Here is a 15,948-nt window from a genome sequence, read left to right as displayed (position 1 = left end):
TCCAGAAGAGCTGCGCCGGAGAGTCCACCCAGGTCGGATCACCCCGCTGGGCGTACGAGTTTCAAGCGCCGCAATTCATCCACGATCACTGGCCCGAGGCGCAGCGTGCCGATGTCCTCGATTCCCGCCAGCCACTTGCGCGCAGCATCGGGCGTGAGATTGCTGTCGGGAAACTCCGGCTGGAGGGCCGCCGCGGCGATCCGGGACAGGCCGAGCTCCATGAACGACCAGCCGGACTTGGTCGAAATGCCAACTCCAACGCCAACGGGAAATCGTAGACGTCGTCAATCAAACCTTCCTGCCCGGTCTCCCGGAGGACGATGTTGAGGATGTCGATATACGCCTTGCCGAGCTGAACGAAACGGAAGCGAACCTGGTCCTCGATGAGGTCGAATTCCCGGCGGACGACGTCGTCGACGACGATCTCGCCGGGATCTCTGACCCGGCTGCCAGGGTTCCGCTCGCGCTCGATCCTGTTCACTTCGCGCCTCTTGTCGTCGTAACGCTTCTGGCGTTCGACCGCCTTCGCCAGCATGACGGGATACGGCACGCCGCGCATCCACCGAAGGGCGATGCCCGAGACGAGGCCCGCGAAGCCGACGTCACCGCAGTTCACCTCGCGGTGGATCCTTGTGAAGATCTTGCCGTACCTATCGTAGGCTCCCTTCGCGAGCGGGCTGATGGGTATCAGCTTGAGCGTCTTCTCCTCCGCGACTTTCTCCAGCATGTTGTCGTAGAGCCGACGCAGCCCGAACGGATCGACGGTCCAGTTCGTCGCCAGCAGCGTCGCCGGGAGACCGATCTTCTCGTGCGCGGCGAGGCTCGCTTCGGTTAGGCGGTTTCGCAGCCCCTCGTCCAAGCTGCCGAGGGTCCGGTCGACGTACCCGCGGACCTCGTCTCCGGCGGCCTTGGAGATCAGCAGTCCGGCGGCTGCCCTGACCCGCCCAGCGTCTTCGTCGTGCGGCGACTCGGTCGGCATGGCACCGCCCAAGGCACCGAGAAGGCGGTCGGGAACCTCGGATGCAGTGCGCAGGAACGCCGACTGGACCTCGTAGCCAACGAAGGCATCGAGGGGCTTGTCCGGCCAATCCTCGTAGTCGACGAGGAATACGTTGCCGACGATATCGGCGGACATGCGCCCGGCGCGCCCAGCGAAGTTCCATAGCGCCGCCGGAGCGAGCGGCTTCCTCGTGCCCCTCGTGGGCGTGTCGATGAAGACATTCCGTGCCGGGAGGTTGATCCCCTCGAACAGTGTCGTCGTGCAGACGAGGAACCTCACGTGGCCGTCGCGGAAGGCGCCCTCGAGGGTCTCGCGAAGGAGCGTCGGCATCTTGCCGTAGTGGAACGCCACGCCCTTCCGGATCATCCCGGCGAGCGTGTAGTCGGGATGAATGTGCTTCCTCACGAAATCGGAGATCGTGGCCAGCGCGGGGTCGCCGCCGTCCTCAAGGTCGTGGGACAGTTGCCGCGCGACCTTCTCCGCGTCCGTTGGGCCGGTCGCGTAGACGAGGGATCCCCCTGTCGAGCCCAGCTCGAGGGCCGCGGCCGCCAGTCGGCTGTCCGGCACGTCGAAACCCCGCCCGCTCCGGTAGGTGCCGAGCCGCCGCGGACCATCCGGCGTCAGCAGGTCCAGTTCGAGCGCGTTGCCGACTTCCGCTTTCCTCAACTGGATCCTGTTCTGGAGGACAGAGGGAAGCTCGGAACGCGCCACGATGAGGTCGGGCGCGCCGATCGAGGCGCCGACCGCCTCGAAGCCGCGGGCACCCGGCGCGAGGAGCACGAGGCGGGTCGTCCCGCTTCGGCTGACCGCCTGCTCGACGCTGTCCTGGAGGATCATCCCCCGGGAGCCGTCCGAGAGGTTCTGAGCCTCGTCGACGACGACGAGGTCGAACGTCACGGCCGAGGCGGCGAGCAGCACCTGGAGGCGTTCCTGTGTCAGCACGAAGACCTGGCGGTCCGGGCCGGAGGGGTCCTGCGTCGGCACGGTGGTGATCCTGACGTCGGCCGCCTCGCCGAGGCGCCTCTGGATCTTCGCGCTCACCTCCGACAGGAGCGCTCGCGTGGGAGCGACGTAGACGGCGCGGAAGGACGCCGCCCGCTCGACCTGCCGGCACAGGTGCTCGATGACGAGGAACGACTTGCCCGCCGACGTCGGCGCCGAGATGGCGATCGCCCGCGCGTCGGGCAGTTCGTCCCAGGCGTCCTTCTGGAAGTCGGTCAGGGGGATCCAGTGGTCGCCGACCCTGACGGTGTTCAGCTCGCGTGAAAGCGTCCGGCGGAGTGCGTCGAGGAACGAGGCCCCTGTCTCGGTACCCTCGCGCCTGACGCGGTCGAGCGCGGGGAAATTGCCAAGGTCCGTCAGGATGCGGCGGCCGCGCTGGTACGCTCCCTCGTCGCCCCCCGCGACGATGAGCGAGTTCAGGGCGATGGACTGCGCCATGCGCCTGTAGGCGAGATCGTCCGTCTGCACGAAGACGCCCGCGCAGTAGAGGAGCTTGTGCAGGTCCTCGTCGGACGGCGGCTCCGTCACAGTCTCGATCTCGGCGGCAATGGAGCGTGCGGCGCCCGAGCTCTCCAGGCGCCGCAAGATGTCCGAGAACGCCGCGTGGCCCGCCATGCGGTCCGAGAGATCCAGGGCAAAGCTCATACCGGGTCGCCTCCCGCGTCCTCGTCGTCGTCCATCTCGAGGTCGTCCCCGTCCAGCGGCAGCTCCCGTTCGGCCACGCCCATCGCCGCGTAGAACGCCTTCCGCAGCTCGCGCACGTCGGGCACCGCCACGAGGAGGACGATCGCCTTCGCGGGGTCTGCACCATGCTTCAGCAACTGCTTCCTCGCGACAAGCCGCAGCTTGCCGTGGTCGGCGGCGTACCGCTCCGCGAAGTCACGCTCGTGGATGTCGGGGGGCTGGTCGTCGCGTATGCGCAGGCGCTTGCCGAAGTGCCCCGGTTCCGAATGGCAGATGATCCCGACGAACCGTTCCCTGCGCCGGAGTTCGGGGTGGCCGATTACGTCGAAATGGTCGAGTGCGCGCTGTCTTGCCTCGCCCTCGAGCGCGTCTAGGTTCCCAAGGTCCGCGACGATCTCGTACTCGCGGAGGTACTGGCGGCGGTCGCCCAGGAACTCGGCGGCCGACGCGGCGTAGGACGCCACGCCTCGCCGGCCCTCGCTCGCCAGCTTCGACTCCAGGAAGTAGACCGTCAGCGCGCCGTTCTCGAAGACCGCGTGGATGCCGTCGAGCCCGTGGACGGGCATGTTGGCCGCCGTCTTCAAGGACATCTTGCTCGCCACCTGCGCGGCCCCGAGGTGCTCCTGCACCAGGCAGTAGGCCAGCACTTCGCCCAGTTCGCTCGCGCGCTCGGGATGGCGCGCGTTGAAGTCGATGAAGAGATCCCTGACGGCCCGGTAGCATCGCGCGACCGCCGTCATGTCCGCCGCGATCTCGCGGCGGAACCTCTCCTGCCTGCGCCGGGGGAGTGCGTAGTACATGCACTCCGTCCAGAGGAGGTAGGCGAGGTCCTCCACCCTCGGCCTGTCCTCGCCGAACCGGACGTGCAGCAGGCCCGTCCGGGGGCCTTCCCAGGCTTCGTCGTGAACCGCCCGAACGCAGCAGTTCACCACGCCATCGATTTTCGAAGGATTCAGCAGGGTCGCGAGCGCGCGAGCGAGGGCGTCCACCTCCGCATCGGGGCCGTCGCGATCCCCTCCGTCGTTCGCCATCCTAGTTCGAGGCACGGTCACCGGCGCTCGGGTTCCCCGGGCGGCGGCGTGGCGGGTATGATTTCGGTTCGGTCGGCTGCATCGATCCGGCTCGTGCGGGAACGGCCGACTAGAGCCGATGGTCGGCCCAACCGCAACCTGTGGGAGAACGGCTTGCTTGCTGCATACAAGAATTCATCGGGCGTTGGCGGGGGGGAGCGGCGATCCCGACATACTTCCCGGAACACTCGATGGGCGACAAGGGAATGATCGACGAAGGGGTAGTTGCCAACGCCCCTGACCTGATCTTCATCTCGAAGGCAATGACCATGCGCCAGACGGACGCAACTGCTCAAGCCTGCGACCAGGAGCGCCCGCTGCTTCCCAGCAGAATTTGATCCGATGCGGGGAATTCATGCGGCCACCGGGAGCTGGATGAATGACCGGCGGGTTTCGGGATTGAGCCGAACTTAGCTGAACGGCGAGGATGGGCGCGAAGCTAAATGTCCGGTTCCGGGTAGCGAGTTGATGTCCGCTCATGGCGCATCTCTGCCGTTCATTGTTGAAGCCCGGCGCAGTTCGGCGTCTCTGTAAAACGCTGCAGGTGTAGGCGCACATTGGCCTGCGCGCTCGCTGGTTGCCGAACTACATCAACGCGATACCCCTCCAACCCCTGCGGATGCGATCATCCGCCGGAAGGTGGCTGCCCCGCTACTCCGCCCTGCCTGCCGGGTAGCACCTCTCCCCCCTGCCGCCGTCCCGTTCCCATTCTTCCCTTCCTCTCGCGGACAGCTCGCGCCCCGCAGACCACCTGGCGATCCACGTCTGCCGCCTTCAGCTCCCAGCCGCCCGCAACTTCTGCCCTGCCTGCCTGAAGCTCCGGCTGTACCACTCAGCCTGAGGTCTTCATGCTCCGCAGCACCCAACCAGACACCAACGATACCGCACCGCTCGCGCGCCAGCCGCTCTCTCGCGCCCCCCTCGTCCCTGAGCCTCTCCTTCATCGGCATAACTGCCTCATCCCCGGCGACACCCGCTTCCGCGCCGCCGCCCGCCTGCGCCAGTCCCTTTGGCGTGAGGAACAGTGTCTACCGGGCGGCCTTCATCGCCCCGGCGGCTGCAGCAAAATCGCCCCTAGCCCGCTCGGTTCTCTCCTACAGCCCACCGACGCGGCCCGCGGCCTGAACTTCCTCAGCCCGGCCGTGCATGCCTTCGTCCGCCGCAGCCTCGTCCTCCGGGAGGAAGGCGCCATGGTCCACTATGAGCGGCTGCACCGGAATCTGCTCTCCTCCGAGCCGCTGACCTACAACCTCTTCGTTCCGCTCGCCGTCAACCTCGATCTCGCCACCGCGGCCTTCCGCCAGCTACTGCCGACCTTCGTCGACCGGGTCACCGGCATCCGCTTCGAAACCTCACCCGGCCGGCACGATCCCCGCTACCTTGCTGACGGTACCGCCTTCGACGCCGCCCTCACCGTCATCACGCCCGATGGCGAGCCGGCCACCGTCTTCATCGAGGTGAAGTACTCCGAAGGCTGCACCGGCCCGGCCGCCACGCACCGGCCCCGCTACGACGAAGCCAGCCGTGAGGCCGCCCTTCATCGCGACCCCGATGCGCCCGCACTCCGCTCGGTCCTGCTCGAGCAGTTCTGGCGCCTACACCTCCTCGCGCAGCTCGCCGTCCGCCAGGGGTTTACGCCACGCGCCCACCTCCTGGTCCTCGCCCCGCAGCTCAACCGCCGCGTCGGCATCGCTACCCGCCTCTACGCCGCCGAACTCACCGATCCCTCCGGTTCATCTTCCTCTACGGTGGGCTTCACCGCCCTCACGCTGGAGACCTTCGTCACCGCACTGGCGCAGGCGGGCGGCGGCGCGGAAGCGGCTTACCTCCACCATCGCTACCTTGACCTTCGGCCCGTGCTCGACCTCGTTCTGGGCGAGGTCGCCACTCCGGACGACGAACCGCCCCCGGCCGCGCCTCTGCTTGCGCTCCCGCCCCCTTCATCGGCCACGCCCAGCGATGCCCTCCCCTCGGACGTCCCAATCACCCCAACCATCTCACCCGGATCAACCACCGATCCCGACAAGCCTTCATCAACACCACGAGCAAGAAGATTCGCCGCGCGCAAAACTACGAGCCGTCCGCCTCGCTCCCGCCAAGTGAAGGCACCTTCCAAGGCGAGGCGCCGATCCGCGCCTTCATCAGCAGCCGGCCGGCTGATCGAGGAGGCGCGCTGATGCCCCTACCCCTCCTCACCCCTGCCCTGCGCGAGCAGCTCCTCGCCAACGGCCGCCGTAGCCATCAAGGCGAACACCTGGATACGCCTCCCATCGTCAAACTGTTCACTCCGGACGGCGCGGCCACCTGGCTCCTCACCGAGATCGATCCCGGTGAGCCGACCCGCGCCTTCGGCCTCTGCGACCTTGGGCTCGGCGCGCCCGAACTCGGCTATGTCGACCTCGGAGAACTCGCGGCTGTGCGTGGACGGCTCGGCCTGCCCGTCGAACGCGACATCCACTTTGTCGCAGACCGCTCACTCTCCGCCTACGTGGCGGGCGCGCAGGCAGCAGGGAGGATCACGGTATGAGCAACCTTCAACCTCCGGCGTCCCTCGCTGCCGATCTCGGCGACGCGCCGGTCCTGCACGTCGCTCATGACCCCGACACCGGCCTACCCTGGCCCGACCCGACCGTGCCGGAACCGGAGTTCGTTTCCCTCGCCCAGTTCATCTTCGAGGCGGCCGCCGATGCCACCGACGGCTGCCTCGTCGAGCCCGACGGCATCTGCCGGCATGGTCATCCGTCCTGGCTCCTGCGGCTTGGCGTCATCTGACTTCGCTGTTGGCGCGCCGACCCATCAGCCAGCGCGCCAACGCTCCGCCCCTGCCGCACGAACGAACTGCAGGCTGCAGCCGGCTCTCGCCATATAGCTCCGCCTCACGAACACGCGCCCAGCCCGGTCGTGTTGGCGAGAACCTGGAGATCACATCCATGGCCGCAACCATCCTGGCCGACCGACTCGGCGAGCTGGCCAAACTCGCGATCTACCTGTGCCACACCGTCATTGCACAGGGCGCGATGAGGCCCGAAACCATCACCATCCAGCTCGATCAACTCGCACCTGAGCTTGGCAGCGAGGAGCGCCAAGCCGTGCTACGCCTCGCTGCTTCGTTTGCCGCGGTCTTTGCAAGCGTCATGGACGAAGCGATGTTGCGTTCTACTGACGCCGCGCAGTGGACGCACGCGATCGCTGCGTTTGCGCTCGAGTACCGTTGGGCTGGCTTCGAACTACGGGTCTGTCTCGGTGATCACCCGGACGACGCTGATAAGGATGAGATCCGCGCCGAAGAGATCGAGTACTTCCGGCCCTCAGTGGCAGGTCTTAGCCCGAATGACTTCGGCCGGATCTTCTGCGAGCAGCTCGCGCGCACTTCAGCTCCGATCGAGACCACCTGACCCTGGCATGCTGGTCGAACGGGCTTGCATTCTGCCGAAAGCCCACAAGGGAAAAGCGGACCTTCCGCTTCGCGCCCAATCCCGCCATCCAGCCGCCTTCCATGATGTCTCAGATGTGCGACTGAGATGGCGCGCCACCCTTGGGTCGGTCCTGAGCTGACGAAATTGCGCAATGGCGGCGGCACGAGCGTGCCGCGACAGCTGAATCGACTTACAGCTGAAGGTGGGATCGTGCACTATGCGGCGCTGCTGAGCGGCGCTGCTGAGCGGCCTCGATGGCCGAGGGCACCGCCTTGGATTGAGGGGCATTTGATGCAGCAGGCCAAAAGCATCGGGAACTTCGCTCTCGCCCGCCGGAACCTCGAGAACGGTGCTGAGCAGATCCGGGTTGTGACCCCTCTGCCCGTCAGCCGCCAGCATCTGGTCACGCTCGCCATGGAGCATGATCGCGCTGAACTCTCAGCCGATGCCAACTCCCCTTGGCGCTGGTTTGTGGTCGAACTTGCACCCGAGGAGGTACCCCGCCACCCGATCTGATTGCCGGGTGGCGGAGCGCGCGAAGCCGGTCCAGACTCTCTCGGAAGAAGCGTCAGCGACAAAAGCCGTATTGCCAAAGTTCGGCGGATGAGGGCGCAGGCGAGGATTGTGACAACGAAATAAAGGTCTGCACGCCCGGCGCGACTGATCGGCCTCCAATCTATCTAACCCCGCTGATCGTACTCCGGCCGTACTCCGGTGTCCTGGGATACCGAGGGCTGGACGGAGAGGCGTTGCGGCCCGCACCTGATGCGCCATACGACCGAGGATCAATGCGCAACGACCGCACCGGGTAAAGAGCTGCTGCCGTCGAAGCGATTGCCATCCCAAACTGTAGAATTTCGCCGAGATCGCTGGCGCTAAAGCTCGCACTAGATCGGAGGCCGCTCGCCCGTTGTTCTAAGGTGTTGGCTGAGTGGCCCAAAGCCTCACCGAACATGCTGCTGGCCCGTGGCGCCGACCCCATAGACGGCAGCGCCACACCCGCGGCTTGCGAAACCTTGGCAAGCTCATCGCCGCAACGGGATTTCAGCATTCTGTAGCGCAATTCTGCGGTCTTCTGTCCCCGGCTCGCGGCCCGAGTGAACTTTTGAAAATCGGCCGCGCATTCGTCTGCCTTCGTCAGCTCTCGAGCAACGCAGCACCACGCGACCCCTGTGACTGGGTGCGTGCCTTCGTCGCCGATACTACGGTCTCCACGCCTACAGGCGTCTCCCTCCAGGCGAATGGGATAGTGCGGTCCACACGGCTGAAACCACATCTCTTCAGCCGAGGCGGCCGACGATACGGCCCACACGGCGATGGCGATCATACCCTGTTTCATCATCGAACACTCGCTAAAGCGGGGCCCAAGGTGCGCTAGTATTCGCGCCGATTACGGGTGAGTGCCCCGCCTGCGTGATGCTAAGCGCAACCGTAAAGTTCAATATGCTGTGATCCGCGTGCCAACTGCTTGCACCTTCGGGGATTTCGGCGCGGCAGCTATGATGCTCTCAGCGGTGCAGCCTGCTTACGCTTAGGGCAGGAAGCGCGGCAACTCCTTCCAACGCAAACAGGGGCGTGCACACTCTTGTAGCCGACGACCTCTGGACGGTATTCGAGCCACATCTTCCGTCCAAGCGTGAAGTGGTCTCAAAGCTTGCTTTCAATTTCTGCGATAGCTTGGTCTGTTGCGGGCTGGAAACCGTAGTTGAACGCAGGATAAGGGATCACGGCAGAGCCACGGCCACTGACACGGGCCCGAGGTTTGCGTGATGCGTCGAACGCGGACAGGTTAATTTCTACTGTTGTGGTCTGCCCGCTGACCTGCCCGAGTGCGGTCCTGACATCCAAGACGATGGTGCTGCGATTACCGGCTTGCGCCGAAGCGGCAACGCTGTTGGCCAGCCGAATATCGGGAAACCGTCCCTTCAACGCCGCGGTCAGACGGTCGACGAGGTATGAGGGATCGCGCTCCGTCAGCGCACCGCGATTGACGATGATCTGCGACGTTAGAACTTTTCCGACACCGTCCATGTTCGCGAGCAGCGCTTCCGCACTGTCGCCGACGACGAGACCGACTGGGCTTGGCAGGCGGCCGAAGGACGAACCGCTGCCCCCGCCTGGTTGGGCGGCTGCTAGTGGTCGAGCGGCAGGTTCGGCTGCAGCTTCGACGCTGAAGGCTGCAGCGGCGGGCATCAAAATCGCCACGGCAGCCAAGAGTTGCCGCCTCAGTTGCCCCGCCCTGTAACCCCGCATCATGCTTTCCCCTTGGTCCAAGAGCGAGCTATGCCACAATGGCCTGTCCAACTGCGCATCCTTCAAATGGATGAGTGAGGCGGCCGGCCGGCGATCTTTCGCGCAGTGTGCTCAAAAAGGGCTATTCAGGAAGCGGCTGGCCGAGGCAGGTTATGGTCACTGCGATTGCTCGCAGCCCAAGCCGGTTTACTCATCAGCGTCGAACGTGATTAGGTTCTGCCTTGCACTGAGCGTGGCAGCCATTTGGGCAGGAGGTTGATGTGCGCCCGGGAACTCTGACTGCGCTCGCCTGCCTCGCGGCGATAGCACCCCATGTCGCTTCTGCAGGCGAGATTGGCTCAGGAGCGCCCCCGAAACCCGCCGTGCGGTCCGAGGATGTGGAACAGAAAGCCGCGGCCGATCTGCTGGCGGCACGGCAGGAGAATGCCCGCAGGCAGCATAAGGGTGCGCCATCGGTGTGGATGCTTCTTCCGCCGCAGCCGCGCAACTCACAGCCCTGAGGTGCATGCCCATGAGGCTGCAATGGCCCCCGCTTCACCCCAATGACAGAGAGCATGCCCGTGCGGCTACTTGCAGGTGCCTGCCTCCAAGTTCGGAGGGTTAAGCCGCGCCAAGCTGAACGTCGCCCGCTTGCTCGACTGGATGATAGTCATTGCCGCGTCGTTCCCTAGCAGTTCGATGGCGGGATCGCCGGGGATGCTGCGAGGAGAGACCTGATAGGAGTAGCGAACTTCCGCACCGCCCAGCCTCTGACGGATCTCGCCGCGACGAAAGTCGACCACGTACGATCCTTTGTCCCGCGTCGTTACAATCCACCCAGCAACCTCGAAGGCGCGCTGCTTGATGATGCAGGTGAGTGTGGGCGGAAAGCCTTGTTGGGCGAGGGCGGAGGCAACGTTGAGCGCGAGGCAGGTGCTAGCCCCCGCCACGAAGATCGTCGAAAGCCTCATTGCCACCCTGCGCCTATTCGTTCATCAACCAGCGTAGCAATCCCTGCCTTTCCCGCAATCGGCGCCTTGGATGACTGCTCAAGCCCCAGACTGGATCGAACTGCCTGAGGGGCCTATGAGGCCGCTGCACTGCCTGCTCGACATTTTCGGGCCGAGGGCACTGAAACGCTTCACCTTCGAGCCATATCCGGCCATCAACTATCGAGGGTACACGGCAAGATGGCGCCTAGAGGATGGCCGGCTCTTCCTGAAGTCCGCAGGCGGGAGGGTTGCGGATCCCAAATGGCGGAATGCTGAGGGCACAAGGCAGTGTGCCCTGTCCGATATTCATGGCACGTCGGAGCCGGTCTTTGCTGACTGGATCACGCAGGATCTGCTCATCCCAGAGCCTGATCGGCTCTGGGAGACACAGGTCGGTACCTATCTGCGCATCCGGGTGGTGAACGGGAAGGCGGCTGCGGAACCTGCGCTATTCGAAGTCGAGGCATCGGATTTGGCGAAGGAGCTCTTCCGCAGGCGTGTAGTGCCTTGAGGCAAGCGGCGTCGCAGAGCTAATTTGCTCAGGTTGAGCTGAGCCGGGCCAACGGTGTCGTTCCGCTGCCATCTCCGGTTCGAACGATGGTGACGCCGTCCTTCAACGCCGCTTCGCGGTTCACACGACCTCGATGCGGATGCCGTACTCCTTTCCGTACAGCGTCTGCTTCTCCAGGGTCTCGTGCACAAAGATGCCGAGGAAGATCTCCAGTAGCACCTCGTCCACGAAACGCTCGTCCGCGGCTTCGTCGACGATTCCACCGGATGCTTCGAGCGAGGCATGATGCGCCACCGCGAGATCGTCGGCGGTGAGTTCGACCTCGACGATGCACGCCTCGTGGTCCACGGCCAAGCGGAAGGGTAGGTCGAACCGTTTAAGGCCGACGTCGATCCGGTAGGTGCCCAAGACATCGTCACCGGCTACGAACTTCTCGGTCTTCACGTCCCTGTCGGGGAGCGCGAACCCGCAAGGCACATCTTGTCTTGGGCTTCCCTGGGTTTGGGAGAATAAGAAGCAGGCCTCGAAGTACTCGGGCGTGTTGAAGAGACGAATTCGCTCGCTGGTCTGCATTTTCATACCCGGCTGGCCCGGGCAGCTTTCGCGGCCGTTCGAAGGGATCATGTCGTTTTCCAGCAGTCGGACCAATTCGCCGCGCCACGAGAAACTTCGACTCTCGCGAGAGATGGCGGACGCCTCGCAACGCGATCGTCGATCGGGTTTGCGATCACACCGGTGTCGGTCGCCGACGTGGGTAGTCCGGAAGATCCGCTGCGAACAATGCTTTCGGCAAGGCGCGCCTCGGCAGTGCGTCCACCTCCCCGAGGCCGATCCCGCCATGCCGTCCGCGCACGACCGGAGCCGACATACATTTAAGCATTTCCGTTTTGACGAGAACGGGCGTCCGGAGGCGTGCGCATGTTCGATCAAGACCTCGGCGGTGGAAAGGGCGGCGTCGAGTGACCCCAGGCCGTGGACAGCGTCTGATCGGAATGGTCGATCGAGATTTAAACTTCAAGGCCTTCTGGACGACCCGTTTACTTGGAAGTTGTGCAACGCGATCGCACTGCCTCGCTGCTTGGGCATGATTCTGCCCGTAGATCTCGTTTGCACCGCACCGTCATCAGGTGATACAAATTGAATGTCTGTCGAGATGGGATAATCGCAACCGTTGAAGACGCGTAACTTGAACTGCGAGCTGCCCCACGCCTTGTCTTGGACTTTGTTCAGATAGACACAGGGTAGCGTCGGGTCGGGGCCGAATCCTTCGGGCGGCACGACCGCACGCCGGGGCGATGCAACAATCCGGCAACTCGATCCCGACAAGGTGCACGATCGCGGGCCGATGGTAAGCACCGTCGTCGGACCGACGCCGGAAAAGCTAATCGCGTCTCCCGTCACCTTCACGGTCTGCGCGATGTTCCCCGGAAGATGGTTGGTTCCTACGGCGTACGATATCGGTGGGAACGAACCGCCGGACCAAAGCATCCTGCCGCTGCTGAAAACGATGTTGGTGCGGCAGCCTTTGCATGCAGGCGATACGACGAGCGATAGGCCGTCGAAACGTGAAAAGTCGGTTTCCGCGAATGCACTTCCCGACGCGAGGACGACTCCGAGAAACGCGATCGGGACGACGGGCGATCGAAATCTTCGAACAGCCGCAGAGACGTTGGCCAGCTTTCTCGGCATCTACAGCGCTCCAATCGGATCTGGATATGATGCATTCGGTGATCATTTACGGAGTGTCGATCTGATCCGGTGCGTTGACGCCGTCAAATCGAAGATCTTGTAGAAGATCGACCCTGCATGATTCCGGCCCCCGAATTTCGAGGACCGATCGCGGTCAATCCAAGCCTGTATCAGCGGGAGATCCCGCTGTTGCTGGGGTTGCGGTTGAACATGGGCGGGGAGCGTGGCGTATAGACCCGCCCGCCACCGCTGCGGTTCAGGATGTTGCCGATCGCACTGCCGATGGCGGCGCCCGTTCCGATCGCATCAACCACGGATCCGACGCCGCCTCCTCCGCCGCTACCGCTACCGCCGGTCAGCGTCGCGGAGAACGTGCCCTTGCCACAATACGAGCAGCAGTTCGTGCAGCCTTCGCCGAGACTATGCCCGACGCCCCAGTAGCTGCTGCTGTTTCCCTCCACATACGCGCCGTAGCAGATCTTCTCTCCCTGCGCGCAGTCGAGTTCATAACGGTGCTCGTCCGAATCCGCCAGAGTGTACACCCGCCCGCTCGCAGGCCAGACGTGGTTCCGGTTCTTCGAAGTGAACTGCAAGTGCACCCGGTATGGACTTCGGGAAGTCATCTTGAACACGATCTTGTTTCGCGGCGGCCCGGTCGGCCCCGCATTCAGCGTTGTCGTTAGACCGGAGCCGCCACAGGTCGTACAGCAGTCCTGACATCCCATCTTGTCGTAGCGACCGCTACCCCAGGCCACATTTTCGTCGTCGTCGCGGAATGCCCCGAAGCAGATCTTCTCCCCTTTCCGACAGGACAAATTGTATGTCTTATAGTCACTGTCGCTCGCGCCGATCGTGTATGACTGGTTGCTGCCGGGCCAGACATGGTTCCGCTGCTGAGAAAAGAATTTCAAACGAATCGACTTGACATCGTTGCTGGCGATCTTGAACGTCACCGAGTTGCCCTTGCGTTCCTGCTCCGCTCTCTCCGCAGCTTCCGCGGCTCGGATGCCGGACGCCTCTCCCTCGGCATCTTCGGCCTCGGAATAGCCGGGCGTGGTATTGGTCAAGATACCGGGCACGCACTCGTAGACGGTCTTGATCTCCCTGAACTCCAGCGCCGGCCGGAATTTGCTTCGCTTCAGCTCGGCATTCCATCGGTCGACCCGCTTCTGCGCCCACTGGCGAGCAGCCATCTGGGCCGCAGTGTCGGAGTGCTGGGTCTTGCCGCCTTCGCACTGCGTCGCCGCGAAGTAGATCAGTCGGTCCGTGCGCCAGTACTGCTTCAGGTAGGCCCAATCCGGATCGCTCTTGTCTTCCCATAGCCCTGGCGTGAATCCGGTGCCGTTCTCAACCTTCCCTAAGATCCCCGCCTTACAGCTGAAGATATAGGGTTCGTTCGACGGGTTGGTGAAGTTCGGCGGGCACGTCGGACTCGGTGGATCAAGTTTGCCCTTCCACTCGGGGGCCTCGCGGATTTCGCGGCCTGGCAGGAGTTCCGCCAGCGCAAGCGACGGCGACCCCAGCAGGCCGCAAGTCAGCAACATCGACGCGAAGCGGCGCGCCATTGGCATCGTGAACCATGTGCCGTTCATGCCGAAGTCCTACCGTGCCGGTGTTCCGCATCGCTTTGCGGAGCCGTTTCGAGAGTTCGGAGCGCCGGCGACCTGGTCCACGAAGATCACTATGCCGACACCCGACAGACACGAGTATTCCTCGAGATTCTCCTCGATGCATGATCCATGTGGATGATGACCCCTGCATTCGGCAATGCGTCCAGCGCAATCGCAACTGTATGGTTAAGCGCGCTACTGTCGTCGTTCGTCCAGCTCCGCTTGAGCATTGGGCGGATCTGGTTCCAGCCGATGGAAAGGCTGTTCATCGACCAAGGCCGCAAGCGACGACAGGTCGCGAAGCTGTACTTCTTGCCCTGCCCCTGTCGCTTGGACGACGGGCCCGGTCCGAGAGGGGACCCGAGGTGTGCCGAGCGGTTCGTCAGGTGCCGTTTCCGTGAAGCGGCAGCTGCGTCCGAACGCTACGACGTCTTTCGGCCTTCGTCATCCTGGGTCGCCGGAAGCGCTCGGAACGAAGCGGACGGAGCTATCGATCCGGTCGATTTCTGGATCCCGCTCCGGCAAGCAGTCCTACGAGTTCGGCCTGACGGTGGGTACCTGTCTTTGCCAGGACGGATTTGAGCTGCGTCCGGACGGTGTTGATCGATACGCCCGTCTGCGCGGCGATCTCCTCAATCGTACGGCAGGCCGCGATCTCCCTCGCCACCCTCGCTTCTGCTCCGGTCAGGTCGAACAGGCCGCACAGGACGGACAAATCAGGTGGCGCACTTAGTGCAACAGGCGTGAAGATCGCGATCGCGGATGCCGCGTTGAACAGATCGGCGGCGGCGCGCCTGACCGGGAGGATGTGAAGCACCATCGGTCCGAGCTCTTCCGTGGCCGGTATCGGAATCGAACGGGTCGAGTTCCGAAGTTCGGTCGAGATGCCGTCCAATGCTCGCGTGAGGAGGCGATCCGCATCCTGGTTGTTCAACGTCAGGCGGCGCGCCTCGCGGATGGCGGTCCCGTACAGCTTTGAGCAACCGGCATTGACTGAGAGGACCTGCGCCTGTTTGCCGAGAACCGCGGCCGGAATGTCGACGACGTCCAGAACCTGGGCGGCGACACGCACTGTCTGCAGCCTGAGCCGGGCCGACATGGTCGCCGCCCGGGCGAGATGCGGACGCAGAGCGTCGAGACGGGCGACCACGTCGCGGGTGACGGGGCCGCGCGAGAACGCCCGCTCCACGTTGAAGATGAGGCGATCGCCACTCGGCACCGTTATGGCGCTGGCGACTCCCCAACCGAACCCTCTCGGCCTAAGGAAGTCGCGGAACACGGGCTCAGCGTCCATCTCCTCGGCCGTGTAGACGTCCAGATCGGTCAGGAAGCCTGCATGCTGCTTCGCGAAAAGCCGAGCCGCCCTGTCGGTCCGCGCCGGCCAACCTTCAGCGACGTATTCGGCGGTGCCGGCTTCGAAGCCCGGCGACGTGACGTACCTGAAGTCGTTGCCGTCGGTCGTGAACAGAAGCGCGCCGTCCCCTTCGCCGTGCCTCACCAGTTCCGAAAGGACACCGGGCCACAGATCTGGAATGACGGCGGCCTCGTAGATGTTGTCCACGAGATCGTCGACATCGAACTTCATTGCCCCCTCCCCCGATGACGGTTCGCACCAAGTCCACCTTTTGGCTTCGGAAAGCAACACTGACGACCTACCTCGGGACTCGAAGCAGGTTTTAACAAGAACCCGTCGCCGAGCCGGAACCTCGAAGGGTTTCCCAATCTCCAGGAACTCGATCCGC

At 64.1% G+C, this 15,948-nt stretch carries 15 protein-coding genes; 7 read left to right on the top strand and 8 right to left on the bottom strand.

Annotated features, from left to right (window positions below; translation table 11 throughout):
• Nucleotides 1-85: 85 nt before the first annotated feature.
• Nucleotides 86-2,647, bottom strand: a complete 2,562-nt coding sequence (locus tag MOX02_RS20590; RefSeq protein WP_147027674.1) for a DEAD/DEAH box helicase — start codon at nt 2,645-2,647, stop codon at nt 86-88.
• Entirely contained in the window at nt 2,644-3,717 is a 1,074-nt protein-coding gene (locus tag MOX02_RS20585) for a HamA C-terminal domain-containing protein (RefSeq protein ID WP_147027673.1), read from the bottom strand. Before MOX02_RS20585 ends, MOX02_RS20590 begins: the two co-directional genes overlap by 4 nt.
• Nucleotides 3,718-3,947: 230 nt before the next feature.
• On the opposite strand from MOX02_RS20585, the gene MOX02_RS31400 reads away from it, so the two are divergent.
• The 6 genes from MOX02_RS31400 (at nt 3,948) to MOX02_RS31395 (ending at nt 7,688) form a co-directional block, all read left to right on the top strand.
• A complete protein-coding gene (locus MOX02_RS31400; protein ID WP_170267940.1) occupies nt 3,948-4,094 on the top strand; it encodes a hypothetical protein in 147 nt (48 codons plus the stop codon).
• A gap of 510 nt (nt 4,095-4,604) precedes the next feature.
• A complete protein-coding gene (locus MOX02_RS20580) occupies nt 4,605-5,933 on the top strand; it encodes a PGN_0703 family putative restriction endonuclease (RefSeq protein ID WP_147027672.1) in 1,329 nt (442 codons plus the stop codon).
• Complete coding sequence (locus MOX02_RS20575; RefSeq protein WP_147027671.1) at nt 5,933-6,283, top strand: DUF2958 domain-containing protein; 351 nt, start codon at nt 5,933-5,935, stop codon at nt 6,281-6,283. Before MOX02_RS20580 ends, MOX02_RS20575 begins: the two co-directional genes overlap by 1 nt.
• Entirely contained in the window at nt 6,280-6,528 is a 249-nt protein-coding gene (locus MOX02_RS20570; protein WP_147027670.1) for a hypothetical protein, read from the top strand. Before MOX02_RS20575 ends, MOX02_RS20570 begins: the two co-directional genes overlap by 4 nt.
• A gap of 158 nt (nt 6,529-6,686) precedes the next feature.
• On the top strand, nt 6,687-7,151 hold the full coding sequence (locus tag MOX02_RS20565; RefSeq protein ID WP_147027669.1) for a hypothetical protein: 465 nt from the start codon (nt 6,687-6,689) through the stop codon (nt 7,149-7,151).
• A 126-nt stretch (nt 7,152-7,277) separates the two neighbouring features.
• Nucleotides 7,278-7,688 carry a hypothetical protein gene (locus MOX02_RS31395; RefSeq protein WP_170267939.1) on the top strand — a complete coding sequence of 137 codons (411 nt, stop codon included), beginning with the start codon at nt 7,278-7,280 and terminating at the stop codon, nt 7,686-7,688.
• Nucleotides 7,689-8,819: 1,131 nt separating this feature from the next.
• Here the strand turns inward: MOX02_RS31395 and MOX02_RS20555 are convergent.
• Complete coding sequence (locus MOX02_RS20555; protein ID WP_210250395.1) at nt 8,820-9,386, bottom strand: hypothetical protein; 567 nt, start codon at nt 9,384-9,386, stop codon at nt 8,820-8,822.
• Nucleotides 9,387-9,991: 605 nt separating this feature from the next.
• Nucleotides 9,992-10,375 (bottom strand): hypothetical protein, encoded by a 384-nt coding sequence (locus MOX02_RS20550; protein WP_147027666.1) that lies wholly within the window; start codon nt 10,373-10,375, stop codon nt 9,992-9,994.
• Nucleotides 10,376-10,490: 115 nt separating this feature from the next.
• Here MOX02_RS20550 and MOX02_RS20545 point away from each other — a divergent pair, with 115 nt between their 5' ends.
• Complete coding sequence (locus tag MOX02_RS20545; protein ID WP_147027665.1) at nt 10,491-10,907, top strand: hypothetical protein; 417 nt, start codon at nt 10,491-10,493, stop codon at nt 10,905-10,907.
• Between the two features lie 120 nt (nt 10,908-11,027).
• On the opposite strand, the gene MOX02_RS20540 is transcribed toward MOX02_RS20545, so the two are convergent.
• The 4 genes from MOX02_RS20540 to MOX02_RS20525 all read right to left on the bottom strand — a co-directional run bounded on the left by MOX02_RS20540 (nt 11,028) and on the right by MOX02_RS20525 (nt 15,791).
• Entirely contained in the window at nt 11,028-11,531 is a 504-nt protein-coding gene (locus MOX02_RS20540) for a hypothetical protein (RefSeq protein WP_147027664.1), read from the bottom strand.
• Between the two features lie 390 nt (nt 11,532-11,921).
• Nucleotides 11,922-12,596, bottom strand: a complete 675-nt coding sequence (locus tag MOX02_RS20535) for a hypothetical protein (RefSeq protein ID WP_147027663.1) — start codon at nt 12,594-12,596, stop codon at nt 11,922-11,924.
• 170 nt (nt 12,597-12,766) lie between these two features.
• Nucleotides 12,767-14,188: a hypothetical protein gene (locus MOX02_RS20530; RefSeq protein WP_147027662.1), complete on the bottom strand. Its 1,422-nt coding sequence runs from the start codon at nt 14,186-14,188 to the stop codon at nt 12,767-12,769.
• A 505-nt stretch (nt 14,189-14,693) separates the two neighbouring features.
• Entirely contained in the window at nt 14,694-15,791 is a 1,098-nt protein-coding gene (locus tag MOX02_RS20525; protein WP_147027661.1) for a helix-turn-helix transcriptional regulator, read from the bottom strand.
• Between the last annotated feature and the right edge of the window lie 157 nt (nt 15,792-15,948).

It is taken from the genome of Methylobacterium oxalidis, from assembly GCF_007992195.1.
GTDB lineage: Bacteria > Pseudomonadota > Alphaproteobacteria > Rhizobiales > Beijerinckiaceae > Methylobacterium > Methylobacterium oxalidis.
Note: the sequence above shows the minus strand (reverse complement) of the source record. Positions and strands in the feature narration are given on the sequence as shown.